Source organism: uncultured Bacillus sp. (assembly GCF_958411575.1).
Classification (GTDB): Bacteria; Bacillota; Bacilli; order Bacillales; family Bacillaceae; genus Bacillus; species Bacillus spizizenii.
In genome coordinates this window covers 35,525-60,942 of sequence record NZ_CATYRA010000010.1, presented here as the reverse complement: position 1 = coordinate 60,942, position 25,418 = coordinate 35,525, and the positions used below count along the sequence as shown (strand labels likewise).

General features: G+C 47.3%; 24 protein-coding genes. 18 read left to right on the top strand and 6 right to left on the bottom strand.

The window, feature by feature from the left end; genetic code table 11:
- Nucleotides 1–20 precede the first annotated feature (20 nt).
- From acoA to Q5C82_RS16100, 6 genes are all read left to right on the top strand, one after another.
- The gene (gene acoA, locus Q5C82_RS16125; protein WP_003223155.1) at nt 21–1,022 is read left to right on the top strand and encodes an acetoin:2,6-dichlorophenolindophenol oxidoreductase subunit alpha; all 1,002 of its coding nucleotides are present in this window, start codon (nt 21–23) and stop codon (nt 1,020–1,022) included.
- 1 nt (nt 1,023) lies between these two features.
- Complete coding sequence (acoB, locus tag Q5C82_RS16120; protein WP_003223157.1) at nt 1,024–2,052, top strand: acetoin:2,6-dichlorophenolindophenol oxidoreductase subunit beta; 1,029 nt, start codon at nt 1,024–1,026, stop codon at nt 2,050–2,052.
- A 13-nt stretch (nt 2,053–2,065) separates the two neighbouring features.
- Nucleotides 2,066–3,262: a dihydrolipoamide acetyltransferase family protein gene (locus tag Q5C82_RS16115; RefSeq protein WP_003223160.1), complete on the top strand. Its 1,197-nt coding sequence runs from the start codon at nt 2,066–2,068 to the stop codon at nt 3,260–3,262.
- Nucleotides 3,263–3,281: 19 nt separating this feature from the next.
- Entirely contained in the window at nt 3,282–4,658 is a 1,377-nt protein-coding gene (gene acoL / locus Q5C82_RS16110; RefSeq protein WP_003223163.1) for an acetoin dehydrogenase complex dihydrolipoyl dehydrogenase, read from the top strand.
- A 117-nt stretch (nt 4,659–4,775) separates the two neighbouring features.
- Nucleotides 4,776–6,593, top strand: a complete 1,818-nt coding sequence (locus Q5C82_RS16105; RefSeq protein WP_003223165.1) for a sigma-54-dependent Fis family transcriptional regulator — start codon at nt 4,776–4,778, stop codon at nt 6,591–6,593.
- Nucleotides 6,594–6,645: 52 nt separating this feature from the next.
- The gene (locus Q5C82_RS16100; protein WP_003223168.1) at nt 6,646–6,825 is read left to right on the top strand and encodes a small acid-soluble spore protein H; all 180 of its coding nucleotides are present in this window, start codon (nt 6,646–6,648) and stop codon (nt 6,823–6,825) included.
- A gap of 35 nt (nt 6,826–6,860) precedes the next feature.
- Here the strand turns inward: Q5C82_RS16100 and Q5C82_RS16095 are convergent, their stop codons facing one another.
- From Q5C82_RS16095 to Q5C82_RS16075, 5 genes are read right to left on the bottom strand one after another with little or no spacing between them, the layout of a single operon-like run.
- Nucleotides 6,861–7,190, bottom strand: a complete 330-nt coding sequence (locus tag Q5C82_RS16095) for a YnfA family protein (protein WP_079996306.1) — start codon at nt 7,188–7,190, stop codon at nt 6,861–6,863.
- Between the two features lie 49 nt (nt 7,191–7,239).
- On the bottom strand, nt 7,240–7,797 hold the full coding sequence (locus Q5C82_RS16090; RefSeq protein ID WP_003223172.1) for a YfjD family protein: 558 nt from the start codon (nt 7,795–7,797) through the stop codon (nt 7,240–7,242).
- Between the two features lie 23 nt (nt 7,798–7,820).
- Complete coding sequence (locus Q5C82_RS16085; protein ID WP_003223173.1) at nt 7,821–8,588, bottom strand: hypothetical protein; 768 nt, start codon at nt 8,586–8,588, stop codon at nt 7,821–7,823.
- An 11-nt stretch (nt 8,589–8,599) separates the two neighbouring features.
- Entirely contained in the window at nt 8,600–9,823 is a 1,224-nt protein-coding gene (locus tag Q5C82_RS16080) for a hypothetical protein (RefSeq protein ID WP_003223175.1), read from the bottom strand.
- 5 nt (nt 9,824–9,828) lie between these two features.
- Nucleotides 9,829–10,143, bottom strand: a complete 315-nt coding sequence (locus Q5C82_RS16075) for a WXG100 family type VII secretion target (RefSeq protein WP_003223177.1) — start codon at nt 10,141–10,143, stop codon at nt 9,829–9,831.
- A 335-nt stretch (nt 10,144–10,478) separates the two neighbouring features.
- Here Q5C82_RS16075 and glvA point away from each other — a divergent pair, with 335 nt between their 5' ends.
- From glvA to Q5C82_RS16015, 12 genes are all read left to right on the top strand, one after another.
- Nucleotides 10,479–11,828 (top strand): maltose-6'-phosphate glucosidase, encoded by a 1,350-nt coding sequence (glvA, locus tag Q5C82_RS16070; protein WP_003223179.1) that lies wholly within the window; start codon nt 10,479–10,481, stop codon nt 11,826–11,828.
- A gap of 64 nt (nt 11,829–11,892) precedes the next feature.
- Entirely contained in the window at nt 11,893–12,657 is a 765-nt protein-coding gene (gene glvR, locus Q5C82_RS16065) for a MurR/RpiR family transcriptional regulator GlvR (RefSeq protein ID WP_003223180.1), read from the top strand.
- Nucleotides 12,658–12,671: 14 nt separating this feature from the next.
- Complete coding sequence (gene malP / locus Q5C82_RS16060) at nt 12,672–14,255, top strand: PTS maltose transporter subunit IIBC (protein WP_003223182.1); 1,584 nt, start codon at nt 12,672–12,674, stop codon at nt 14,253–14,255.
- Between the two features lie 105 nt (nt 14,256–14,360).
- The gene (locus Q5C82_RS16055; RefSeq protein WP_003223184.1) at nt 14,361–16,079 is read left to right on the top strand and encodes an ABC transporter ATP-binding protein; all 1,719 of its coding nucleotides are present in this window, start codon (nt 14,361–14,363) and stop codon (nt 16,077–16,079) included.
- Nucleotides 16,073–17,887, top strand: coding sequence for an ABC transporter ATP-binding protein (locus tag Q5C82_RS16050; protein ID WP_003223186.1), 1,815 nt, complete (start codon nt 16,073–16,075; stop codon nt 17,885–17,887). Before Q5C82_RS16055 ends, Q5C82_RS16050 begins: the two co-directional genes overlap by 7 nt.
- Before the next feature lie 153 nt (nt 17,888–18,040).
- Complete coding sequence (catD, locus tag Q5C82_RS16045; protein ID WP_003223188.1) at nt 18,041–18,445, top strand: DoxX family oxidoreductase CatD; 405 nt, start codon at nt 18,041–18,043, stop codon at nt 18,443–18,445.
- 17 nt (nt 18,446–18,462) lie between these two features.
- Nucleotides 18,463–19,320, top strand: a complete 858-nt coding sequence (gene catE, locus Q5C82_RS16040) for a catechol 2,3-dioxygenase (protein ID WP_003223190.1) — start codon at nt 18,463–18,465, stop codon at nt 19,318–19,320.
- A gap of 118 nt (nt 19,321–19,438) precedes the next feature.
- Nucleotides 19,439–20,641, top strand: a complete 1,203-nt coding sequence (locus Q5C82_RS16035; protein ID WP_032727354.1) for a sensor histidine kinase — start codon at nt 19,439–19,441, stop codon at nt 20,639–20,641.
- Nucleotides 20,638–21,300: a two-component system response regulator LnrK gene (lnrK, locus tag Q5C82_RS16030; protein WP_003223194.1), complete on the top strand. Its 663-nt coding sequence runs from the start codon at nt 20,638–20,640 to the stop codon at nt 21,298–21,300. Before Q5C82_RS16035 ends, lnrK begins: the two co-directional genes overlap by 4 nt.
- 143 nt (nt 21,301–21,443) lie before the next feature.
- Nucleotides 21,444–22,379, top strand: a complete 936-nt coding sequence (gene lnrL, locus Q5C82_RS16025; RefSeq protein ID WP_003223195.1) for a linearmycin resistance ATP-binding protein LnrL — start codon at nt 21,444–21,446, stop codon at nt 22,377–22,379.
- Between the two features lie 12 nt (nt 22,380–22,391).
- Entirely contained in the window at nt 22,392–23,582 is a 1,191-nt protein-coding gene (locus Q5C82_RS16020; RefSeq protein WP_003223197.1) for an ABC transporter permease, read from the top strand.
- Between the two features lie 14 nt (nt 23,583–23,596).
- Entirely contained in the window at nt 23,597–24,754 is a 1,158-nt protein-coding gene (locus Q5C82_RS16015) for an ABC transporter permease (RefSeq protein WP_003223199.1), read from the top strand.
- A 35-nt stretch (nt 24,755–24,789) separates the two neighbouring features.
- Here the strand turns inward: Q5C82_RS16015 and Q5C82_RS16010 are convergent, their stop codons facing one another.
- Nucleotides 24,790–25,389 (bottom strand): GNAT family N-acetyltransferase, encoded by a 600-nt coding sequence (locus Q5C82_RS16010; protein WP_003223201.1) that lies wholly within the window; start codon nt 25,387–25,389, stop codon nt 24,790–24,792.
- Between the last annotated feature and the right edge of the window lie 29 nt (nt 25,390–25,418).

Below are 25,418 nucleotides of genomic sequence, written 5' to 3'. Positions count from 1 at the left end.
AATAGAAGGAGGCGCACAAAATGGAATTGTTAAAACGAGAAGGCTTGTCATTAACTGAGGAGAAAGCGCTGTGGATGTACCAAAAGATGCTGGAAATAAGGGGATTTGAAGACAAAGTGCATGAGCTGTTCGCACAGGGAGTGCTTCCCGGCTTCGTCCATTTATATGCCGGTGAGGAAGCGGTAGCTGTAGGGGTGTGCGCTCATTTACATGATGGCGACAGCATTACAAGTACGCACAGGGGACATGGCCATTGTATCGCCAAAGGCTGTGATCTGGACGGCATGATGGCGGAAATTTTCGGGAAAGCGACCGGTTTGTGCAAAGGCAAGGGCGGATCTATGCACATTGCCGATCTCGATAAAGGCATGCTAGGGGCAAATGGAATTGTGGGGGGCGGATTTACGCTCGCATGCGGATCAGCGCTCACCGCTAAATATAAACAGACTAAAAATGTAAGCGTTTGCTTTTTTGGAGACGGAGCAAATAACCAAGGCACCTTCCATGAGGGACTGAACTTAGCGGCAGTATGGAACCTTCCTGTGGTATTTGTAGCCGAAAACAACGGCTACGGTGAAGCCACTCCATTTGAGTACGCGTCGGCCTGTGATTCAATCGCCGATCGGGCGGCTGCCTATAATATGCCTGGGGTTACGGTGGACGGAAAAGATATTTTAGCAGTTTACCAGGCAGCCGAGGAAGCGATAGAAAGAGCAAGAAACGGTGGAGGCCCATCTTTGATTGAATGTATGACCTACAGAAACTACGGCCATTTCGAAGGGGATGCCCAAACGTATAAAACGAAAGATGAAAGAGCTGAGCACCTTGAAGAAAAGGATGCCATTCAAGGCTTTAAAAACTATCTTTTAAAAGAAACAGATGCCAATAGACTGTCAGACATTGAACAGCGTGTCAGTAAATCGATTGAAAAAGCCGTCTCGTTCAGCGAAGACAGCCCATATCCGAAAGAGTCAGACCTGCTGACAGACGTCTACGTGTCATATGAAAAAGGGGGAATGTGAGATGGCGAGAGTCATAAGCATGTCAGACGCGATCAATGAGGCAATGAAGCTTGCGATGAGAAGAGACGAAAATGTGCTTTTGATCGGTGAGGATGTCGCCGGGGGAGCGGCAATCGATCATTTGCAGGATGATGAAGCATGGGGTGGTGTATTAGGGGTTACAAAAGGGCTCGTACAGGAATTCGGGCGCAGCCGAGTACTGGACACCCCGATTTCTGAGGCGGGCTATATGGGTGCAGCTATGGCCGCGGCATCAACCGGTTTGAGACCGATTGCCGAGCTGATGTTTAACGATTTTATCGGCACGTGCTTTGACCAGGTGATCAACCAAGGGGCGAAATTCCGCTATATGTTCGGCGGAAAAGCGCAAGTGCCGATTACCGTTCGCACCACATACGGAGCGGGATTCCGGGCCGCTGCCCAGCACTCACAGGCGCTGTACGGCCTTTTCACCAGCATCCCGGGGCTGAAGACGGTTGTTCCTTCTAATCCGTATGATGCCAAAGGCCTGCTGCTTGCAGCAATCGAAGACAATGATCCGGTGTTCTTTTTTGAAGACAAAACGTCCTATAACATGAAGGGCGAGGTGCCGGAAGATTATTATACAATCCCGCTTGGAAAGGCGGACATCAAACGCGAAGGCGATGATATCACGCTGTTTGCGGTCGGCAAGCAGGTGAATACCGCGCTTGAAGCGGCGGCGAAGCTTTCAGAGAGAGGCATCGAAGCCGAGGTGCTGGATCCCCGCAGTCTGTCTCCTCTGGATGAGGAAGCGATTTTCACATCGTTAGAAAAAACAAACCGGCTGATCATCATTGATGAAGCCAATCCGCGATGCAGCATTGCCACGGATATTGCTGCGATTGTCGCCGACAAGGGCTTTGATTTGCTTGATGCGCCGATTAAACGGATTACAGCGCCGCATACACCAGTGCCGTTTTCACCAGTGCTTGAAGATCAATATTTGCCAACACCAGATCAAATTGTCAGCGTTACGCTTGAATTGCTTGGCGAGCCGGCAATGAATTAAAGGGGGGACACAAATGGCGGTAAAAGTAGTGATGCCAAAATTGGGAATGGCCATGAAACAAGGGGAAGTATCGATATGGAATAAAAAAGTAGGCGACCCGGTTGAAAAGGGAGAAAGCATTGCCAGCATTCAATCGGAGAAAATTGAAATGGACATCGAGGCGCCTGAAAAAGGAACACTGATCGATATCAAAGTGAAAGAGGGGGAAGAGGTCCCGCCCGGCACAGCGATCTGTTACATCGGGGACGCCAATGAATCAGTGCAGGAAGAGGCGAATGAACAGGCTGCAGAAGAGAGCGAGCCGCTAGCCGTTCAGCCTGTCAAACAAGAAAACAAACCCGCAGCCTTTAAAAAAGAACGAATCAAAATAACTCCAGTCGCCAGGAAAATAGCAGAAAAAGCGGGATTAGACCTAAAACAGCTGAAAGGCACTGGGCCAGGCGGGAGAATCGTGAAGGATGATGTGACAAAGGCGCTTGCTGAACAGAAAAAAAATCAGGCTGAAACGATTTCTGAGCAGAAGGCGCAGGAAACCCCGGTGACAGGCATAAGAAAAGTCATCGCGGCCCGAATGCAGGAAAGCCTGGCAAACAGCGCGCAGCTGACGATTACGATGAAGGCTGATATCACCAAGCTGGCAGCCCTTCAAAAACAGCTTTCTCTAACAGCCGAAGAGAGGTACGGCACAAAGCTGACGATGACCCATTTGGTCTCAAGAGCCGCCGTTCTCGCTCTGCAAGCTCATCCTGCGCTGAACAGCTTTTATCAAAATGAACGCATCATCACACATCCTCATGTGCACCTCGGAATGGCTGTGGCCTTGGAAATTGGATTAGTTGTGCCTGTGATCCGCCATGCTGAAAAGAAATCGCTGATTGAACTGGCTCAATCCATCTCAGAACATGCAAAAAAAGCACGCGAGGGACGGGCTGAAAGCGAAGAACTGCAAGGCTCAACCTTCTCCATTACAAACCTTGGCGCTTTTGGAGTGGAGCATTTTACGCCGATATTAAATCCGCCGGAAACAGGCATTCTCGGCATCGGGGCAAGCTATGACACGCCGGTGTATCAAGGAGAGGAAATAGTCAGAAGCACGATTCTTCCGCTCAGCCTGACATTTGATCACAGAGCCTGTGACGGCGCCCCTGCCGCTGCATTTCTAAAAGCGATTAAAACATATTTGGAAGAGCCGGCAGCATTAATTTTATAGGAAAAGCAGGTGAAACGACATGACACTAGCCATAATCGGCGGCGGACCAGCAGGCTATGCGGCTGCAGTCTCCGCGGCACAGCAGGGCAGAAACGTGCTGCTGATTGACAAAGGCCCGCTTGGGGGAACCTGCCTGAATGAAGGCTGCATCCCGACGAAGTCATTGTTAGAAAGCGCGAACGTTCTCGATAAAATCAAGGATGCCGACCACTTTGGAATCGAACTTCCAGCAGGTGCGATATCGGTTGATTGGAGCAAAATGCAGAACCGAAAACAACAGGTTGTCAGACAGCTTGTCCAAGGTGTTCAATACTTAATGAAGAAAAATCAAATACAGGTTGTGAAGGGAAAGGCTTCCTTTCTTTCTGACAGAAAGCTCTTGATCGAAGGAGTGAACGGAAAAGAAATCAGAGAGGCGGACCAAGTATTGATTGCCTCAGGATCAGAGCCGATCGAGCTGCCATTCGCCCCATATGACGGCGAATGGATCATCGACAGCAAGGACGCGCTTTCTCTTTCTGAGATTCCGTCTTCACTTGTCATTGTCGGCGGCGGTGTCATCGGCTGTGAGTATGCCGGGCTATTTGCCAGACTGGGATCGAAGGTGACCATCATTGAAACAGCCGGCCAGCTGATCCCGGCTGAAGATGAAGAGATTGCCCGTCTCTTTCAGGGGAAACTTGAGGAAGACGGTGTTGAAGTGCATACCTCATCCCGATTAGAGCGGGTGGATCAAACGGCCAAAACAGCAATATGGAAAAGCGGGCAGCGGGAGTTTAAAACGAAGGCTGATTATGTACTCGTGGCGATCGGCAGAAAACCTCGTCTTGACGGATTACAGCTGGAGCAGGCTGGAGTTGATTTTTCTCCAAAAGGCATTCCGGTAAACGGGCACATGCAGACGAACGTGCCTCATATTTATGCGTGCGGAGACGCAATCGGAGGCATTCAGCTGGCCCATGCGGCTTTCCATGAGGGCATTATCGCTGCTTCTCATGCTTCCGGAAGGGATGTCAAAATCAATGAGAAACATGTGCCCCGTTGCATCTATACATCCCCGGAAATCGCGTGCATCGGATTGACAGAACAACAAGCAAGAAGCGTATACGGGGATGTGAAGATTGGCGAGTTTCCTTTTTCCGCAAACGGCAAGGCGCTCATTAAACAGCAAGCGGAAGGAAAGGTCAAAATCATGGCAGAACCGGAATTCGGCGAAATCGTCGGTGTTTCAATGATTGGTCCTGATGTGACCGAGCTCATCGGCCAGGTGGCTGCGATCATGAATGGTGAGATGACCGCTGATATGGCGGAGCATTTTATCGCCGCCCATCCGACACTGTCAGAAACATTGCACGAGGCGCTGTTAAGCACGATCGGGCTTGCGGTACATGCGTAACAATAAAAAAAGCAGGTGCAGAGAATACAGGGCGCCTGCTTTTTTTATTGTTGAAAGCGCTTTATTTTTCCCCTACAATAGATGAAAACAGCGTGTAAGGGAGGAGCGATCAAGGAAATGAATTCGATCCCAAACGATTTGCAAACCTGGAAACGTTTTGTGAAAGACGGTGTGCTTGACGAAGCCCGGTTAAGAAAACGGATTGCCGAGTCGTGGCATCGCTGCAAAAATGCTGAGGTCAATCCTTATTTAGAAAAAGGCCCGAAGGTTTTACAGCAAACGGAGCTGGATCAGCAGTCAAAGAAGCATTCATTTTTCCTAACGACCGCACAGCCTTACCTGGAAAAACTGCTGCCTGCCATAAAAGAAATGGAAATGATGGCACTGTTAATTGATTCAGACGGTGTTGTTCTGGCATTGGACGGCCATCCCCGTGCGCTCAATGAAGCTAAACGCATCAACTTTGTCGAAGGCGCGTGCTGGACGGAAACGGCTGTCGGGACAAATGCGATTGGCACGGCGCTCCACATCAGTGAGCCGGTTGCCATACAAGGATCAGAACATTACTCCATTGCTTCCCATCACTGGAACTGTTCAGCCGCTCCGATTCACCATGAGGATGGCAGTCTTGCAGGTGTTATTGACATATCGTGTCCGGCGGCAGGGGCGCATCCTCATATGCTCGGTATTGCCACGGCGATCGCCTATGCCGCGGAACGGGAACTGGCAGCTAAAAGCCGTGAGAAAGAGCTGGAGCTGATCAGCTATTTTGGCGATAGAGCTGCATCCCATGTGCCGATGGTGCTCTGCAATAACAAACAACACATCATCAGCGCGAGCATACCGATTCGAACCTCAATGCCGGATTGGCAGAACCGGCACCTGTATGAGGTGAAGGAACGGGGCTTCTCAATCGAAAAAGCCGTCACCATGGGGGATGGCGGTACTTGTTTTTATCTGTCGGAACAAAAGAAAAAGATGGCGTTTCGATTCAATGGAGTCATCGGGCAAAGCAGCCGATCGCAAGCAATGCTGAAGAGCCTAGAACGAGCGGCTGCAGCAGATACAACGGTCTGTCTGTCAGGGGAAACTGGCACGGGGAAGGAAGTCGCAGCCCGCGCGCTTCATGAAAACAGCGAGAGGCGGCACGGCCCGTTTGTTGCTGTCAATTGCGGAGCGATCCCGTCTGATTTGATTGAAAGCGAGCTGTTCGGCTATGCGGAGGGCGCTTTTACGGGAGCGAAACGAAACGGCTACAAAGGCGCCTTTCAAAAAGCGAATCAAGGCACCTTATTTTTAGATGAGATCGGAGAAATCTCCCACTCGATGCAGGTTGCGCTTTTACGGGTGCTTCAGGAACGTAAGATTACACCGGTTGGCGGGACGAAAGAAATTCCGGTTGATATCAGAGTCATTGCCGCCACACATTGTGATTTACGCGAGCTTGCCGAAAGCGGGAAAATCAGAGAGGACTTGTTTTACCGCCTTCATGTCTATCCGATCGAGCTTCCTCCTTTACGCGACCGCCCCGAGGATATTCCAGACCTCTTTCAGTACTACAAACAGAAGAATCATTGGCCTGGCGAACTTCCCACTGCTTTTTTGGATGTGCTGAAGCAATGGAGGTGGCCGGGGAATATTCGCGAGCTGTTCAATGTGTTTGAACGTCTTTCCATTAGATTTCCGGACGGCCGGCTGAGGGATGAGCCGCTTACGGCTTTACTGGAAGCCGCAGGACTTCCGATCAGTCCGGCAGAAAAAAAGCCGGCTGCTGCCGGCGCGCTGACCCTTCGGGAGCAAATCCAAAAAGATGTCATCATCAAAGCGCTTGAATCCGCAAAAGGAAACGTCTCTCAAGCCGCCAAAATCAGCGGGATACCCCGGAGCACTTTCTACAAACGGCTGAAAAAATTCAACTTGTCCGCTGAATCATAAAGCATACTTCTTTCAAGAAACGGAAACGTTATGTATGAAGGAGGGTGTTAGAATGAATAGTCAAAGGGCGAAAGAAATTGTAGAATCTCCCGACATGAAGAAAGTAACATATAATGGAGTTCCTATTTACATTCAGCACGTGAATGAAGAAAACGGAACAGCGAGAATTTATCCGCTGGACGAACCTGAGCAGGAGCATGAAGTACAGCTGACAAGCTTAAAAGAGGATTAAACAAAAATGGCCCGCTTCATAAGCAGGCCATTTTGTTATCCGCGCGGCGCAAATAAAATCACACAGACGCCGATGAGACAAATGAATGCGCCGATCCAGTCATACAGATCAGGTGTTTTCCGGTCAACAAGCCATCCCCACAGGACCGCAAGCACGATGAATACTCCGCCATATGCGGCGTATACACGGCCGAAGGAAGGGAAGGATTGAAACGTCGGAAGAATGCCATAGACAATCAGGACAAGCGCTCCGGCGATCCCATAGCCGACTGGCTTTGCTTCTCTCAGCCACAGCCAAACTAAATACCCGCCGCCAATTTCGGCAAGCCCCGCCGCAAGAAATAATAGAATGGAAATCAGCATCACGCGCACTCCTCAACTTGCATTTCTCTATCATTATAAAGGAGGAGTGCTGTTAAAGCTTTGGATGATTCTCAAATTCCTTCAAATACGCCTTTCGCTGAATCTCCGTAAACTGGCCGATCCAATTGTTTTTCGCCTCATCACTCAGATGGGGGAGGATATAGCGTTCCACCGCTTCAAAGAACAGCGGATTCGCGATAATGTTCCAGGTAGGGATGCGAACGACCTTGCCGTCTGTTTTCTCGATGATAATATCTTCAAAAAAGATCCCTTTCAAACTGTAATGATGCCGTCCCATATAAATCCGTTTGATCTCAGAAAAACGCGCACTGCGTTTTTTTGAGAAGATCTCGCCATCAGGTCCGGTTTTTACACTGAAAATGACATTTCCCCGGCTTGTAAACGCCGGGAAAGCCATAAAAAATGTGATCAAGCCATAAACAATTGCCATTAATCCGCCGCCCAAATAAAGCAGGGAATACTTAGATTCAAATGTAAGAGCTTCAGACACCAGCCATACTCCTGCAATAAAAGCGCCCCCTGTGGCGAGGAACAGCCATATTCTAAAAAACATTCTGCTTTTGACCTTAATTACTTCATTGTTTTTCAATTGCTATTCTCCTTTATCGCTCTTTAGCAAAAAAGTATACCTTTTATAACATCCTTATTTGCTGGTACGATAGAAAATTCATTTTGAGTAATGCCTGTTACCAGCCAAGTATGACGGTTGCCAGGCAATACGAAAGCCATGTCGGCCACTTCCGGCGAATTGTCTTTGTCATAAACAAGACGCATCAGTGTATCCATTTTCCCTTTTCGCAAAGCCAGATCATTTACAAATCGGGTAACGTCCTCTTGATGGTCATGTTTTTCAAGGAATTCTTTTAGGTAAGAGGGGTTGTCTGAAGCGCCCTCTAAGAGCTTCTCAAATTCATTTGATGTCAATCTCAGAAGCAAACCTCTGTTATTCTCTTCCTCTACTATATGTAAAAATTCATCTGTCTTAGTAAGCAGGCCTTCATTCGATTCTAGTTTTGTAATGCGGTGGACTTGCTCGTCAAAAAGGAGTTCGTGAGAGTAGGTGCCGAATTTTGATAAATGGCAGGACACATTCCGTTCGGCGCCTTGCCCGTTAAATTTAGACAGCTTCACTGTATAGTCAGCGTCGTTTAATACATGGATAAACGGACAGTACTCGTCCTTTAACCGATATTGATGATTCCGAAATTCCGCGGCATCCTTGGCTAAGAGTGAGCGGCACGCCGCTTCAAACAAAGCGCCGAGCTGTTCATCTTCTATCTCTGGAAAATAGGCCTGCTTCAAGGCCATTCCCTGTTCAAAAAACCCTTCGCTATAAAAACAAAATAAGAGTTCCTCTATGCTAATTGTAAACTGCTTCATTCATTATTCTCCTATCCAAATGAAAATTTCCCTTTAAGGAAATGGGTTGCGCCTTGTATAAGTGAGTCCGCTGTTTTCTTTGCTGTTTCCATTCCTTTTTTCGCGTTGTCTATCCCTTTATGTATCGTTTGATTCGCCGCATCTATGCCGTCATTCACTGATTTGACGACTTTGCCGGCTGATTCCAATCCTTTCTTGGCAGTATCAACGACAGCGTGAATCGGTTCTTTCAGCTTTACAGCTGCTTTTTCAGCAAAGCCTGATGTGAATTTTGCGATTTTTTCTCCCACAAAACCTCCTACGGCTGATCCGATTGTGCCTCCGACTACTGTACCAACAGGGCCTAACACACTTCCAAGGGCACCGCCGACGACAGCGCCTGCCGTTGCCCCTCCTGCGATGAAAATAGTATTATTCACAGCATTCCCGACGGCCTTGGCATTTTCACGCTTGAGAACTTCCGGTTTGTCTTGGTATTTCGCGTAATTTTCAGCAATTTTCAAGCCCGCTCCGAACGTTTCAGTCGCACCTGTGATCAGTGTGGCGGTAATGGCATTTCCTTTTGCGAATTTTAATCCCGTTTTTCCGACATCCTTCAAAGTTGAGCGTACGCCGGCTTCATTAAGAAATCCTCTTGTGTAGCTTCTGACGCTGTTAGAAAAATCCACCGTATCCTGAGGGAAGTACTTTGTAAACTTTTTATGTACCAAATCTGAAAATGGTCGGTTTGTCTTTTTAAACAAATATTTAGGATTCAAAAGCACTCTGGCCGCTTTTTGATAACGTGAGCTGTCAACGGCTCTGGAAATATCTAATAGAAGTTTTGAGTGCTGGGCGGTATGCAAGCCGCTTGGCTGTTTTACAAATTTCGTAAGCCCTAATCCGTAGTATTTTCCCTGTGTCAGCATAAGGGCGGTTAAGCTTGTCATCGTTCCGTATTTGTCATAAGCATGATAGAGCTTTCGTAAAATATCATCTTGCTCAACAAATTTGTCGCTCGTTTTTCTGATAAAAATCTCATTGTCACTCAGTTTGGTGACGAGCGCTTTCCCTGAGCTCCATGCATCGCCGACTCCGGAAAAACAGCTGCTGTAGCGGGGATCGCATTGCAAAATCATCTGCCCCAGCTCCACATGCAGGTCCTTATATTTGTTTTCCATATCGGTTAATTCAGTGACTACATCATTTGCCAGCTGTTCGAGCTTATCCGGATCAACTGCAATGTTTCCTGACACACCGTTCACCCCCCGCGTTTATGTCTTTCCTCTCTTGCTTTACGTTCCAGTTCTTCCATTCTGGCAATTTCAGCTTTTCGTTCTTCTATTTTGACGGCGGCTGCCTTCAGCTCCTGGCTTGTTTCAAGCAGCTCCTGTTCGAATTGATCATAGGAGGCTTTCGTTTCCTCGAAATCCTGGTCGAACGAATCTCTTGCTTTTCCCTGCCAAGCATCCCCCAATGCAGATAACCGGGATTCAAGCAGCATTTTGGAGCTTCTGACCTGTTCCGCGGCCGCACTGTACTTGTTTGCCAGCTCAATGACTTTATATGAGTCCAACTTTTGTCCCCTGCCTTTTCTAAATTCACGCACAAATGGATGTTTTATATAAATGATTATAAATAATTCGGCATGTATCCGAATCGTACAAAAGAACCTTTTCATAAGAACTGGAAGGGCGTATATTCACTTAAATTTCACAGTTGGTGAGACTTTAAGATTACAAAAAAGGTAAAAAAATCAAATCTCCCAGACGTAAGGTAAGTGAGAAATTTCCCGCTCTATGGGAAAAAACACTAAAGTTGATCAAATGACCTAAGTGCGCCAAACGTGTTACGGGACGGGCCCTTCCATGGTATAAATGGAATTGTAAACGTTATCAAGGAGGTCGTCATATGAAGAAAAAATCATTCTCAATCGTAATAGCGGGCGGAGGGAGCACTTTCACTCCAGGGATCGTTCTGATGCTCTTGGACCATTTGGAGGAGTTTCCGATCAGAAAGCTGAAGCTGTATGATAATGATAAGGAGAGACAGGATCGCATTGCAGGCGCCTGTGACGTTTTTATCAAAGAAAAAGCGCCGGATATTGAATTTACAGCGACGACTGACCCGGAAGAAGCTTTTACAGATGTCGATTTTGTCATGGCGCACATCAGGGTAGGGAAATACGCGATGCGTGCGCTCGATGAGCAAATTCCGCTGAAGTACGGAGTTGTCGGCCAGGAGACGTGCGGGCCGGGCGGTATTGCATACGGCATGCGTTCCATTGGCGGCGTGCTTGAAATATTAGATTACATGGAAAAATATTCGCCTGATGCGTGGATGCTCAATTATTCCAACCCGGCGGCGATCGTAGCCGAAGCAACGAGACGCCTCAGACCGAATTCGAAAATTCTCAATATCTGTGATATGCCGGTTGGAATCGAAGACCGGATGGCGCAAATTCTCGGCCTGTCCTCAAGAAAAGAAATGAAGGTCCGTTATTACGGATTAAATCATTTCGGCTGGTGGACATCGATTCAGGATCAAGAGGGCAACGATTTAATGCCGAAGCTGAAGGAGCATGTATCTCAATACGGGTACATTCCGAAGACGGAGGTTGAAGCAGTGGAGGCGAGCTGGAATGACACGTTCGTCAAAGCGCGTGATGTGCAGGCTGCAGATCCTGACACACTGCCGAATACGTATTTGCAATATTATTTGTTCCCGGATGATATGGTGAAAAAATCAAATCCGAATCATACGCGGGCAAATGAAGTGATGGAAGGGCGCGAAGCCTTTATTTTCAGCCAATGTGACATGATCACACGCGAGCAGTCCTCGGAAAACAGCGAAATCAAAATCGATGATCACGCATCATATATCGTTGATCTAGCCCGGGCGATTGCTTACAACACGGGTGAAAGAATGCTGTTGATCGTTGAAAATAACGGCGCGATTGCGAACTTTGACCCGACTGCAATGGTCGAGGTGCCATGTATTGTCGGCTCAAACGGACCTGAACCGATCACCGTCGGCACTATTCCGCAATTCCAAAAAGGGCTGATGGAGCAGCAGGTATCCGTTGAGAAACTGACTGTTGAAGCTTGGGCGGAGAAATCGTTCCAAAAGCTGTGGCAGGCGCTGATCCTGTCAAAAACAGTGCCGAACGCGCGTGTAGCAAGGCTCATTCTCGAGGATTTAATAGAGGCCAACAAAGACTATTGGCCAGAGCTTGATCAAAGCCCAACTCGCATTTCATAACTGAAATTCCCCCATTTTCGAATCTGTAATTGTATATAATAGAAAGAAAATGGGGGGATCTGACATGCAGCTCGAAGAACTGATTAATCAGCACTACAGCAAATTAAATGACAACGATTTTCATATTTTAAAATATATATTGAATCACAAGCACACGTGCTATCACCTTGGAATCGACGCGCTGGCCAAAGCTTGCAGCGTATCGCGTTCCTCGATTTTGCGGCTTGCCCAAAAACTCGGTTTCAGCGGTTACAGCGAATTTCGCGTCTATTTAAAGTGGGAAGATCAGCCGGAAGAAGGCGAGAGTATGAGTTTTCAAAAGTTGCTTGATGATATTGAATCCAATCTGAAGTTCTTACGGACAAAGGACATGACGGATATGTGCCAGCTGATTGATAAAGCTAACCGCATTTTCGTGTACGGATCAGGAAATGCGCAAAAGATATGCGCCCGCGATCTGCAAAGAATGTTTATTCCGCGCCACCGATATCTCATTTTGATTGAAGATAGAAATGAATTTAATCTGATGCGTGATGATTTTAAAGTGAACGATCTATTTATCATCATTTCTCTTTCCGGAGAAACACCGGAGCTGATTCCTCAGGCAAGAATGCTTTCTGCAAAGGGTATTCCCTTTATTTCCATTACGAATTTAAAAAACAATGTCCTCGCCCAGCTGACTCCGCATAATCTTTATGCGACAAGCAAACCTGTGACATTAAGCGATAAAACGGAAATTGTCGCTTTTACACCATTTTTTCTCGTTGGCGAAGCATTGTTCCGCGCATATGTTGATTACAAAGAGGCAGAAGAAAATAACATGAAGTAGCAGGGGGTTTTGGTATGATGCAAAAGATCCAGCGCTTTGGAAGCGCGATGTTTGTGCCTGTTCTATTATTTGCTTTCGCCGGCATTATCGTCGGTGTCAGCACGCTCTTTAAAAATAAAACCCTCATGGGCCCGCTCGCCGATCCTGACGGGTTTTGGTATCAGTGCTGGTATATCATTGAGCAGGGCGGCTGGACAGTATTTAATCAAATGCCGCTCTTATTCGCCATTGGCATCCCGGTTGCTTTGGCGAAGAAAGCTCAGGCGCGCGCTTGTTTGGAAGCGCTTACGGTATACTTGACGTTCAATTACTTTGTCAGCTCGATCTTGACGGTATGGGGAGGAGCATTTGGCGTCGATATGAACCAAGAGGTCGGCGGAACGAGCGGGTTAACGATGATCGCGGGTATCAAAACGCTTGATACCAACATTATCGGAGCCATCTTTATTTCCTCGATTGTCGTCTTTTTGCATAACCGCTATTTTGATAAAAAACTGCCCGATTTTCTTGGCATCTTTCAAGGCTCAACGTATATCGTGATGATTTCCTTCTTCATTATGATCCCGATCGCCTTGGCCGTGTCTTACATTTGGCCGATCGTTCAAACGGGAATCGGCTCGCTTCAAAGCTTCTTGGTTGCTTCCGGAGCGGTGGGCGTTTGGATTTACACGTTTTTGGAACGGATTTTGATTCCGACCGGTCTTCATCACTTTATTTACACGCCGTTTATTTATGGGCCTGCTGTAGCAGAAGGCGGGATCGTCACGTATTGGGCACAGCATCTCGGCGAATATTCGCAAAGCGCCAAGCCGCTGAAGGAGCTCTTCCCGCAAGGCGGATTCGCGCTTCACGGCAACTCGAAAATCTTCGGCATTCCGGGGATCGCACTGGCGTTTTATGTCACGGCCAAAAAGGAAAAGAAAAAACTTGTCGCAGGGCTGCTGATTCCTGTCACGCTGACAGCGATTGTCGCGGGTATTACAGAGCCGATTGAGTTCACTTTCTTATTCATTTCTCCTTTCTTATTTGCGGTTCACGCCGTGCTTGCCGCAACAATGTCGACAGTCATGTATATGGCCGGTGTCGTCGGAAATATGGGAGGCGGGCTGATCGAAGCGGTGACCTTGAACTGGATTCCGCTCTTTGGCAGCCACGGTATGACGTATGTGTATCAAGTTTTGATCGGGCTCTCTTTTACCGCTATTTATTTTTTCGTCTTCCGATTTTTAATCCTCAAGTTCAATATCGCCACACCGGGACGGGAAAAGGATGATCAGCAGGAAACAAAGCTGTATTCGAAACAGGAATACAGAGAAAGAAAAAACAAGGATGAAACAGCTTCTGCTGCTGAAACGGCAGATGACACCGCTTTTCTGTATATTGAAGCGCTGGGTGGAAAAGACAACATCACAGAAGTGACAAACTGCGCCACCCGCCTCAGAGTCAGCGTCAAGGATGAAACAAAGGTAGAGCCCGACAGTGTATTCCGCGCACTCGGCTCACACGGCGTTGTCAGGAACGGGAAGGCGTTTCAGGTGATTATCGGATTGAGCGTGCCGCAGATGCGGGAGCGTGTGGAAAAAATATTAAATCAATAAAGCCAGCCCTCCTTTTCGGGAGGGTTTTCGTTTGCCGTCAAAAAGACCGCCATAGTAAAGTAAAGAAAGAGACAATCGAGTAAAAAGGGGTTTGGAGGCTTTTACATGCAAAAGGCTTTATCGTTTTTAAAACCATACTCATTGCTGGTGGGAATTGCGCTGATTCTCATGTTGACGGAGCTTGCGGTTGAACTGATGCAGCCTTTATTAATCGCAAAAATCATTGACGATGGGATTTTAAAGCAAGACCTGCGGCATGTGTGGACATGGGGCGCGGTCATGGTCGGACTGACCGTGTTATCATTTGCGGCGGGAATGCTGAATTCCTTTTATGCCGCCCATGTCAGCCAAAGCTTTTCCTACGATACGAGAAAAGGGCTTTTTCAAAAAATCCAGTCCTTCTCCTATTCTACATTTGGACAGTTTTCGTCCTCTTCGTATATCACGAGGCTGACAAACGATGTCACACAGGTTCAAAATATGATTTTTATGAGTTTGCGGTTCATGCTGCGGGCTCCGTTAATGATTGTAGGCGGTATTGTGCTGTCGCTCGCCGTTAACGTGAAGCTCGGCTTTTTTCTGCTTGTGACCATTCCGATCCTGATCTTGTTTTTACTTTGGGTATTAAAGAAAGGTGGGGCGCTGTTCCGCTCAGTGCAGAAACGACTGGATCAGGTGAACACCGTCATGCAGGAAAACTTAACCGCAATCAAGCTGATTAAGGCACTGCTTCGCGGCAGCCACGAGGTCAAAAGATTTATCAAAGCCAACACGAGGCTGATGGAAAAAACAGTTTCAGCCTTTCAGCTTGTGGAATTCACGATGCCTGTGCTAATGCTGCTGATGAACCTCTGCATCCTTTTGATTTTATGGGCAGGGGCCTACAGTATCACGAACGGAAGCACTCAAGTCGGTGATGTTGTTGCGATTATTAACTACGCAACACGAATTACGGGTGCGCTTTCGATGTTTCCGTTTTTGATTATGATTTTCACTAGGGCGAAGGCTTCAGGTGATAGAATCGGCGAGGTGCTTGAAACGGAAGGCGATGAGCGGGAGGAAGGCATCATATCTGATCGTTTGTCGGGGAGGATTGAGTTTCAGCATGTATCCTTCCGTTATCCTGAAATGGACAGAGAAGCGCTGCGGAATGTCTCATTTTCCGCAAAGCCGAGGGAAACGATCGCGATTCTCGGTGCGACGGGATCGGGCAAGTCCACGCTCTTTCAGCTCATTCCGCGGCTTTATCAGCCGGATTCAGGCAGCATTTACATAGATGAAAAGCCGATTCATGATTTTCCGGCAGAGAGGCTTCGCAAGCAAATTGGATATGTACCGCAGGAAGTACTCCTGTTTTCCGGCACAATCAAAGAAAATATCGCTTGGGGCAAAGAAAATGCTTCACTTGATGAAATAATGGAAGCGGCCAAACATGCGCAAATTCATGAAACGATTATAAAGCTCCCAAATGGATATGACACTGTTTTGGGGCAAAGAGGCGTCAACCTGTCCGGCGGCCAGAAGCAGCGGATTTCCATTGCGCGGGCACTGATCCGAAAGCCAGCCATCCTTCTTTTGGATGACAGCACAAGCGCGCTCGACCTGCAAACGGAGGCGAAGCTGCTTGAGGCAATCAGCACATATGAGTGCACAACTTTGATTATTACGCAAAAAATTACGACGGCAATGAAAGCTGATGAGATTTTGCTGCTTGAGGATGGCGAACTGATTGAAAAAGGCACGCACAGTGAACTGCTTTCTGAATCTCGGTTATACAAGCGCATTTACGAGTCACAATTCGGAAGGGAGGGGAGCGAATGCTAAAGGACATCTGCAAGCCTTTCCAATATCCCAAACTGCCAATAGACAAAAAAGAAGGCGCGAAAAAGCGGGCGAAAGCAAAGGATGCAAAAGGCACACTGAAGCGAATCTGGTCTTACTTGGCTGAACGAAAAGGACTGCTCATCCTTGTCATGCTGATGGTTGTCATCAGCTCCATATTCGGGCTCCTTGGCCCCTTTGTGATCGGAAAGGCCATCGACCATTTTATCGTCGGGAAAACGGTCAGCGGATTGATTCCCGTTTTGCTTCTTCTGCTCGTCATTTACATGATTCAGTCCCTGTCGCTCTGGTTTCAAAACTATTGGATGATTACGATCTCGCAAGGCACGGTTTTCAGAATGAGAAGCGAGTTGTTCACCCATCTGCATGAGCTGCCGATTCCGTTTTTTGATAAACAGCAGCACGGCGAGCTGATGAGCCGGGTGACGAATGACATCGAAAATGTAAGTTCTACCTTAAATACGTCAGTCATTCAAATTTTGTCAAGCGTCATCACCTTTGTCGGGACGATTGCGGTGATGCTGTACATGAGCCCGCTCCTTACATTGATTACGCTGACCATTATTCCGGTGATGGCAGCGAGCCTGAAATGGATCACCAACCGGACGGGAAAGCTGTTTAAAGAACAGCAGAAAAACCTTGGTGAGCTGAATGGATATATTGAGGAATCAATTTCCGGCGCAAAGGTCATCAAAGCATATTCGCGAGAGAAGCAGATTACTGCCGAATTTCTCGAAAAAAACGCTGCGCTCAAGACTTCAGGTTTTTGGGCACAGACGATTTCCGGATTTATCCCGAAAGTCATGAACTCTTTGAATAACTTAAGCTTTACGATGATTGCGGCAATCGGCGGTCTGTTCGCGCTGAAAGGCTGGATCTCGATCGGCTCCATCGTTGTCTTTGCCGAGTATTCAAGACAATTCACACGCCCTTTAAACGATCTGGCCAACCAGTTTAATACAATGCTGTCCGCGATTGCCGGCGCTGAACGGGTGTTTAACGTGCTTGATGAAAAAGAGGAGCGCGAGGATGAAAAGAACGCCGTACATCAGCCGATCCAAACAGGCAGTATTGAATTCCGGGATGTGTCCTTCGGTTACGACGAGGGGCAGCAGACACTGAAGCATTTACAGTTTACCGTGCCTGCCGGACAGTCCATCGCGTTTGTCGGACCGACGGGAGCGGGGAAAACAACTGTCACAAATCTTCTCGCCCGTTTTTACGAACCTGATGAGGGTAGGATTCTAATCGACGGTACAGATATTAAAACCCTCACTAGAGCAAGCCTAAGGAAAAACATGGGGTTTGTCCTTCAGGATTCGTTTTTGTTTCAGGGCACGATCAGAGAAAATATTCGCTACGGCAGGCTCGATGCTTCTGATCAGGAAGTCGAAGCCGCTGCAAAAGCAGCGAATGCCCACAGTTTTATTGTTAGACTGCCAAAAGGGTATGATACAGTGCTGACGCAAAACGGATCAGGCATCAGCCAAGGACAGAAACAATTGATTTCCATAGCGCGGGCGGTGCTTGCCGATCCGGTTCTTCTCATATTGGATGAAGCGACAAGTAACATTGATACCGTAACAGAAGTCAACATTCAAGAAGCGCTCGCCCGTTTAATGGAGGGAAGAACAAGCGTCATTATTGCCCATAGGCTGAACACCATTCAAAGAGCGGACCAGATTGTGGTGCTAAAAGACGGAGAAATGATTGAAAAAGGCAGCCACGGCGAGCTGATCCGGCAAAAAGGATTTTACAGTGACTTATATGAAAGCCAATTTGAGAAATAGACCTTTGTCCTGCACAAAGGTCTTTTTTGTTACAGTTTTATAGTTCTTTTATTTCATTTTCGTAAAATGTAACAAAATTACTTGACGTAAACAAGTTATGTATATATACTAGCTTACATTAAGTAAGTGAAAACATTTATCAAGGAGGATAAAATGAATAAATCAGTTGAAATTGGCACATTACTTTTAAGAGTTATGACAGGTATTATCTTTTTTGTCCATGGTTTATCAAAGTTTCAGGGAATGGAGGGCACGATCCAATTTTTTGGCAGCATAGGCCTTCCAAGTTTTATGGCGTATGTCATCGCAGCGATTGAATTGGTAGGCGGAGTGCTTGTCTTCTTCGGATTGGCTACACGTATTGTCGGTGTTCTGTTTGCTCTCACGCTGATCGGAGCCATCATTACAGTCAAGCTGAAAGCGCCTTTCATGGGCAATGCAGAATTTGATTACCTTCTGCTCTTAACATCAATCCACCTGGCTCTTTCTGGAAGTCGTTTCTTGGCGCTGGATCCACTTGTGTTTAAAGCAAAAAAGAGCGAAAACGTATCAGCATAAGAAAAGAGGCATACAGCATGACCAGCATTCATGAGGATACAAATATTGGCTATGTCAAACTCACAATCCGCAGTCTGGAGCGTTCCCTTCAGTTCTACTGTAACGTTATCGGCTTTCAAATCTTACAAAAGACGGATCGCCAAGCTGAATTAACCGCTGACGGAGAACGTGTACTGCTTATTCTTGAAGAAAATCCGAGCGCTGTCGTCTTGCCTGAACGGTCTGTGACGGGTTTATATCACTTTGCGATTCTTCTTCCGAACAGGAAGGAACTTGGTATCGCGCTCGCTCGCCTGATTGAACACGGCATTGCAATCGGACATGGGGATCATGCTGTGAGCGAAGCACTCTACCTGTCTGATCCTGATGGAAACGGAATTGAAATGTATGCTGACCGCCCCCGCAGCATGTGGCAGCGTGACCTAGAAGGAAACTACGTCATGACGACAACTGCTGTTGACATCGAGGGCCTTATGGAAGAAGCAGGAGATGAGCGGAAAACAGCACTTCCGAACGATACCATCATCGGACACATTCATTTGCATGTGAGTGATTTGAACGAAGCAAAAGCGTTTTATAAAGATGTGCTGGGCTTTGACATTGTCGGAAACTATGCGGGCATGTCCGCTCTCTTCGTTTCAGCCGGAGGCTACCACCATCATATCGGCTTAAACATTTGGGCTGGAAGAAATGCGCCGCCTAAACCGACAAATGCCAGCGGATTAGACTATTACACGGTTGTCCTGCCTCATCGAGAGGAACTGGATCGAGTGGCAGACCGAGTCAAACATGCCGGATATTCGATCGAAGAAACGGAAAACAGCTTCCGCGTAAAAGATCCTGTTTCCGGGGCCCATATTCTATTTGTGATTTGACTGTAATCCCTTTGCCGAAAAAAACGGCAGGGGGATTTTTTATTTTCCAGAAACTCCTGTCAAAAATGCCCTGAGGCAGGTATGATTAGAAGGGAATTGGGTAATGGGAGTGATGAGCGTGAAGGCTCTTATATTTACTAGGATTTTCACCTTAATGGTAAGCTGTTCAGTTTACTTTTTTCTTGTAAAAGATGACCGTTGGTTTGAGTATTTATTCATCGCTGGCGGTGCGGGTGTGTTCTTAGCAAATCATCTCTTATTAAGAGTAGAGAAATATGGCATCTTGTTTTGTTTGATTGATATTGCAGTTGGCTTTTCGTTCGGTTTCATGTTTCCGGGTACAGGTTTATATATCACATTGCTCAGCCCGGTTGCAGTTACCTTTTTTATGAAGGGATTTGACCGAAAAACAGTATGGTCTGTCCTTATAGTTTGTTTTATGATGTGGCTGATTGTGCTCATTCGCACATATCGTATGTTCGGCGATGAATATGTGATGGATCATTGTATCAGCATGACATTTGTTGTCTTTTGCGGAGTCGTCGGAAAATTAATCCGCAAGCTTTTGGATGCGCAGGAAACGGCAAAACAGCAGTTTCAGAAACTGACGGAGTCCCATCTGGCGCTGTCTGCTGCACACCAGGAGCTGCATTTATATGCGAAGCAGGTTGAAGAGCTAACTGCCATTTATGAGCGGAACAGAATGGCAAGGGAAATCCATGATACAGTAGGTCACAAAATGACGGCGCTCCTTGTCCAGCTGCAGCTTCTGCGTGAATGGCAAAAAAGAGACAGCCAAAAAGCGGAGGAGACAGTCGGGGTATGTGAAACGCTTGCCCGTGAAGCGCTTGATGCTGTCCGCTTATCAGTACGCACCCTGCAAACGGAAAACGATCATTCGTTAATCGATTCACTGAAACAGCTGATAGAAGACTTTTACAAAAATGCAGGAGTCACAGCTGAATTTGCGGTCAGCGGCGATCCGGCGATGATCCCGCTGTCTCTTCATCCGACTCTGGTCAGAACGCTGCAGGAAGCATTGACCAATGCCAAACGGCACGGCGGCGCCACAGCCTGTTCGATACAGCTTGCCTGCACAACGGACAGCATCAGCCTTGTCATTAAGGATGACGGAAAAGGAAATCCGGAGGCAGCACTCGGCTTTGGCCTTTTGAACATGAAAAAGCGGGCAGCGGAGCATGGCGGAATGATTCGCTTTGAGAGCGAACCGGATCAAGGATTTACAGTAATCGCGGAATTTTCACTGGCCAATAAAAAATGGAGCTTCGGGCCTATGCAGCAAAAGGAGAGTTTATCATGATTAAGATCATCATTACCGACGATCAGGATATCGTCAGAGAGGGGCTGGCGTCCTTGCTCCAGCTCCGGGATGAGCTCGATGTCATCGCCACGGCGCGAAACGGACAGGAAGCCTTCGAAAAGGCGAAAGAGCTGGAACCGGATATCGTGTTAATGGACATCCGTATGCCGGTTTCCAACGGGGTGGAGGGAACAAAATTAATTACAAGCTCGCTGCCCGGCGTAAAGGTTTTAATGCTGACAACCTTCAAGGATTCAGAGCTGATTGCAGAAGCGCTTGAAGAAGGAGCGAGTGGGTACCTGCTGAAGGACATGTCAGCCGATACGATTGTCAAAGCGGTGATGACTGTGCAATCTGGCGGAATGGTGCTTCCTCCGGAACTGACTGCCCAAATGCTGAATGATTTGAAGCGTGAAAAACAGCTGAAAGGAATACATGAGAAAGAAAAACCTAAGGAGCTGCTCGATCTAACCGAGCGCGAAATGGAAGTTTTGGCTGAGCTGGGGTACGGGTTGAATAATAAAGAAATTGCTGAGAAGCTGTTCATTACAGAAGGTACAGTGAAAAATCATGTTTCTAACATTATCAGCAAGCTGTCTGTCAGGGATAGAACCCAAGCCGCCATCTATTCGGTCAGATATGGTGTATCTGACTTTTGACATATGACATTTAGCATATGTGTTTCTCTGAAAAGGCCTTTTACAGGCCTTTTTTTCATGCCTTACATTCTATCTGGCGCTACATGCCGCACGCCTTTCTTTTTTCTACAATGGCAATGGGATTAAAAAAGGAGTGAAATGACGTGCTGCAAGCAGAAAACATCAAAAAGGCATATGGGAACAAAACAATCGTGAAAGGCATTTCTTTTTCCCTGCAAAAGGGGGAAGCGTTCGGGCTGCTCGGGCCAAACGGTGCGGGAAAGTCCACAACCATCTCAATGATTTCCGGCCTCGTGCCGCATGACAGCGGGAACATCACCGTGGGCGGCTATGTCATCGGAAAAGAAACAACCAAAGCGAAACAAAAAATCGGCGTTGTTCCGCAGGAAATTGCTTTATATCCGACGCTGACGGCCCATGAGAATCTTATGTTTTGGGGGAAAATGTACGGACTTACGCACGGCGAGGCCCAAAAAAGATCGGCAGAGGTCCTTGAATATGTCGGACTTACTGAGCGGGCCAAAGATAAAATTGAAACGTTCTCAGGCGGAATGAAACGGAGAATCAACATCGGTGCCGCCTTAATGCACAAGCCTGAGCTGCTGATCATGGATGAACCGACTGTCGGTATCGACCCTCAATCGAGAAATCATATTTTAGAAACGGTGAAACAGCTCAATGAAATGGGCATGACGGTCATCTATACGAGTCATTACATGGAAGAGGTTGAGTATTTATGTGACCGGATCGGCATTATTGATCAGGGAGAAATGATTGCGATCGGCACGAAAAACGATTTGTGCAGCCGCCTTGGAGGCGATACCATCATTCAGCTCACTGTCAGCAGGATCGATGAAGCGTTTCTTTTTGCAATCCGTTCCCTGGCCCATGTGAATGATGTGACAGTACATGAGTCAGAGCTCAAAATTGACATTTCTGCGGCTCATCATGAAAAAGTCGTTACCAGTCTGCTTGCGGAGGCCGCTGCCCATCATACAAACCTGCTGTCTCTTCAGGTGCAGGAACCAAATTTGGAGCGCCTGTTTCTGAATTTGACCGGCCGCACTTTGCGGGATTAAGGAGGGACAGCTATGAAAAAAAGCATATGGATCGCATGGAAAGATGTCAAAATCAGAATCACGGACAGAAAAGGGTTTATGATGCTTATCTTAATGCCGCTGATCCTAACCTGTATTTTAGGGGCGGCGCTTGGATCGGTTGTTGACGGTGGCAGCCAGATTGATGACATCAAAGTCGGCTATGTCCAAACAGACCAGTCAGAAGCAGCGAACATGTTTAAAACAGATGTGCTCGAAAAAATGAAGTCGATAAAGGTCACAGAAGCCAGCAGCGAAGATGAGATAAAGAAACTGCTTGATAAAAAGAAAATCGATGTCGGTATCGTCATTCCGAATCATTGGGAAGCCGGCAACATGTCAGCTTTTGTTTATGCGGATCCTGATCAAACATTAAAAAGTTCCATCATTGAAACAGCCGCCGCATCTTTTATAGAGCAATATAAAGCAGTAAAAGAAGCCGCATCAGCCTCCATGGACTACATCAGCAAAACAGCTGCTGTAAAACAAGGAAAACTTGATCCTTCACATTTTGCAGAAAAGCTGGTAAAGACGCTTGAAAAAGAAACGGGAGACAAACTTACGATTACAGAAAAATCAGTCGGCAGTGAGGCTGTTACCAGTTTTCAATACTATTCGGCGGCAATGCTGTGCATGTTCATGCTGTTTCATATGACAGTCGGGGCGAAATCATTTTTACAGGAAAAGGAGACGGAAACGCTTTCCAGAATGCTGATGACGCCTGCGCAAAAATACGCCATTCTCCTCGGAAAATGGCTCGGAACCTATCTGTTTGCCATCATACAATTTTTCATATTTCTGATTGTCACGATCAATGTATTTGGTGTGGACTGGGGCGGCAATCTGCTGTTTGTGAGTGTACTCGGGCTTGCTTACGCTGCAGCTGTATCAGGCATTTCAATGCTGCTTGCATCGTGCATCAGCGATATGAAATCGGCCGATGCGATAGGCGGCTTCGGCATTCAATTGCTTGCAGTTCTCGGCGGGTCCATGCTGCCGCTTTACCAATTTCCGGACTTCTTACAGTCTGTATCCAAAGCGGTGCCGAATCGATGGGCGCTTGACGGCTTTCTTTCTTTAATGGAAGGGGGAGGCTGGGCTGACCTTCAAACGCCTGTGCTTCTTTTTGCGGCGATCGGCCTTTGTTCACTGGTGCTAGGTATCAGACGGCTTCATACAAGATAAGGAGGTACACCAAGGTGAAAAAAATCATAGCTATTTGCGGCATTGAGCTTTCTCTCATTTTCAAGAAGCGCCAGAATTATTTGATGATGTTTGCTGCCCCGCTTTTGCTGACCTTTGTATTTGGGAGTATGCTCGGCAGTAATGATGACAAGCTGCGCCTTGCAATCGTTGATCAGGACGACACGATTCTCTCACAGCATTATATTCGGCAGTTGAAGGCACACGATGGTATGTACACATTCGAAAACATGTCTGAAAGCAAAGCGTCAGAAAAGCTGAAACAAAAGAAAATTGCCGGGATCATCGTCATTTCCCGCTCGTTCCAAGCACAGCTCGAGAAAAGAGAAAATCCTGAGCTGATCTTCCGCCACGGCCCGGAGCTGGCGGAAGCGCCGATGGCTAAACAGTACGCGGAAAGCACATTGGCAAAGCTCAATATTCAGGTTTCCGCGGCGAAAACGGCAGCTCAGGCAGCGGGGGAGAACTGGAAGAGGGCTTATAAAACAGTTATTGCCAAAGATCATGAAGAGGCAGCACCACCCGTAAAACAAAAGACGCTCAGCGATAAAAAAGAAGGCGCGGGCGTAAGTGACACAGCGTCCAGAGCAGCTGGCTTTTCTATCTTGTTTGTCATGTTGACAATGATGGGGGCAACAGGGACGATTTTAGAAGCAAGAAAAAATGGCGTCTGGTCCAGGTTGCTAACAGCCTCTGTCAACCGAGCGGAAATCGGTGCAGGCTATGTGCTGTCCTTCTTTGTCATTGGCTGGATTCAATTTGGCATATTGCTACTCGCATCCCATTGGCTGTTTGGCATCAACTGGGGCAACCCTGCTGCAGTTATTGTGTTGGTATCATTTTTTCTGCTGACTGTTGTCGGCATCGGATTGGTGATTGCGGCCAACGTCAGAACGCCAGAACAGCAGCTTGCGTTCGGCAACTTGTTCGTCATCGCAACGTGTATGGTAAGCGGAATGTATTGGCCGATAGACATTGAACCGAAATTGATGCCGTCCATCGCTGAATTTCTTCCGCAAAAGTGGGCGATGAGCGGGCTGACTGAGATTATGGCTAACGGTGCCAACGTCACAGATATTCTCGGGATCTGCGGCATCTTGCTTGCTTTCGCAGCAATTACCTTCACAGCGGGGCTGAAAGCGCTCCGCGCCTAAAAAACATCTGCCCCCGGGGCAGATGTTTTTTGCAATCATTTAGTGTTTTCTGCAAGCTTCAGTCTCTGTTCCAAATGCTGTTTCACGGAAGGCCAGTCGCTGTCGATGATGCTGTATAATACCGAATTGCGGAATGTTCCGTCTTTTCTGATCATTTGGTTCCGCAATATGCCTTCTTTGACTGCTCCCAGCCGTTCAATCGCCTTTTGCGATCTGATATTCCGCTCATCCGTTTTGAACTGCACCCGAATCGTGTTCAGCTGTTCAAAGCAGGATTGTAACAGCAAATATTTGCATTCAGTGTTGACCGAGGTGCCCCACACAGAAGGGTGAAACCATGTCCAGCCGATCTCAAGGCTCCTTGAAGCGGATGACATATACAGAAATCGCGTCGTTCCGACGATTTTGTCAGTTTCACGTTGAATAATCACAAACGGAAATTCTGCTCCGGACTCTTTCGCTTGCAGTGCTTCCTCTACAAAAGCCTCCATATCATGCTGCGTTATAATTTTTTTCGGTAAATGGGTCCAGATGTTTTCATTCTTTGCAGCTTCATATAATCCCAGGATATGGCTTTTGTCCATCGGCACCACTCGGATCTGTTTCCCTGTTAATTCATGCAATGTCACATTCATTGTTCGTCCCCCGCATTAAGAATTGGAGC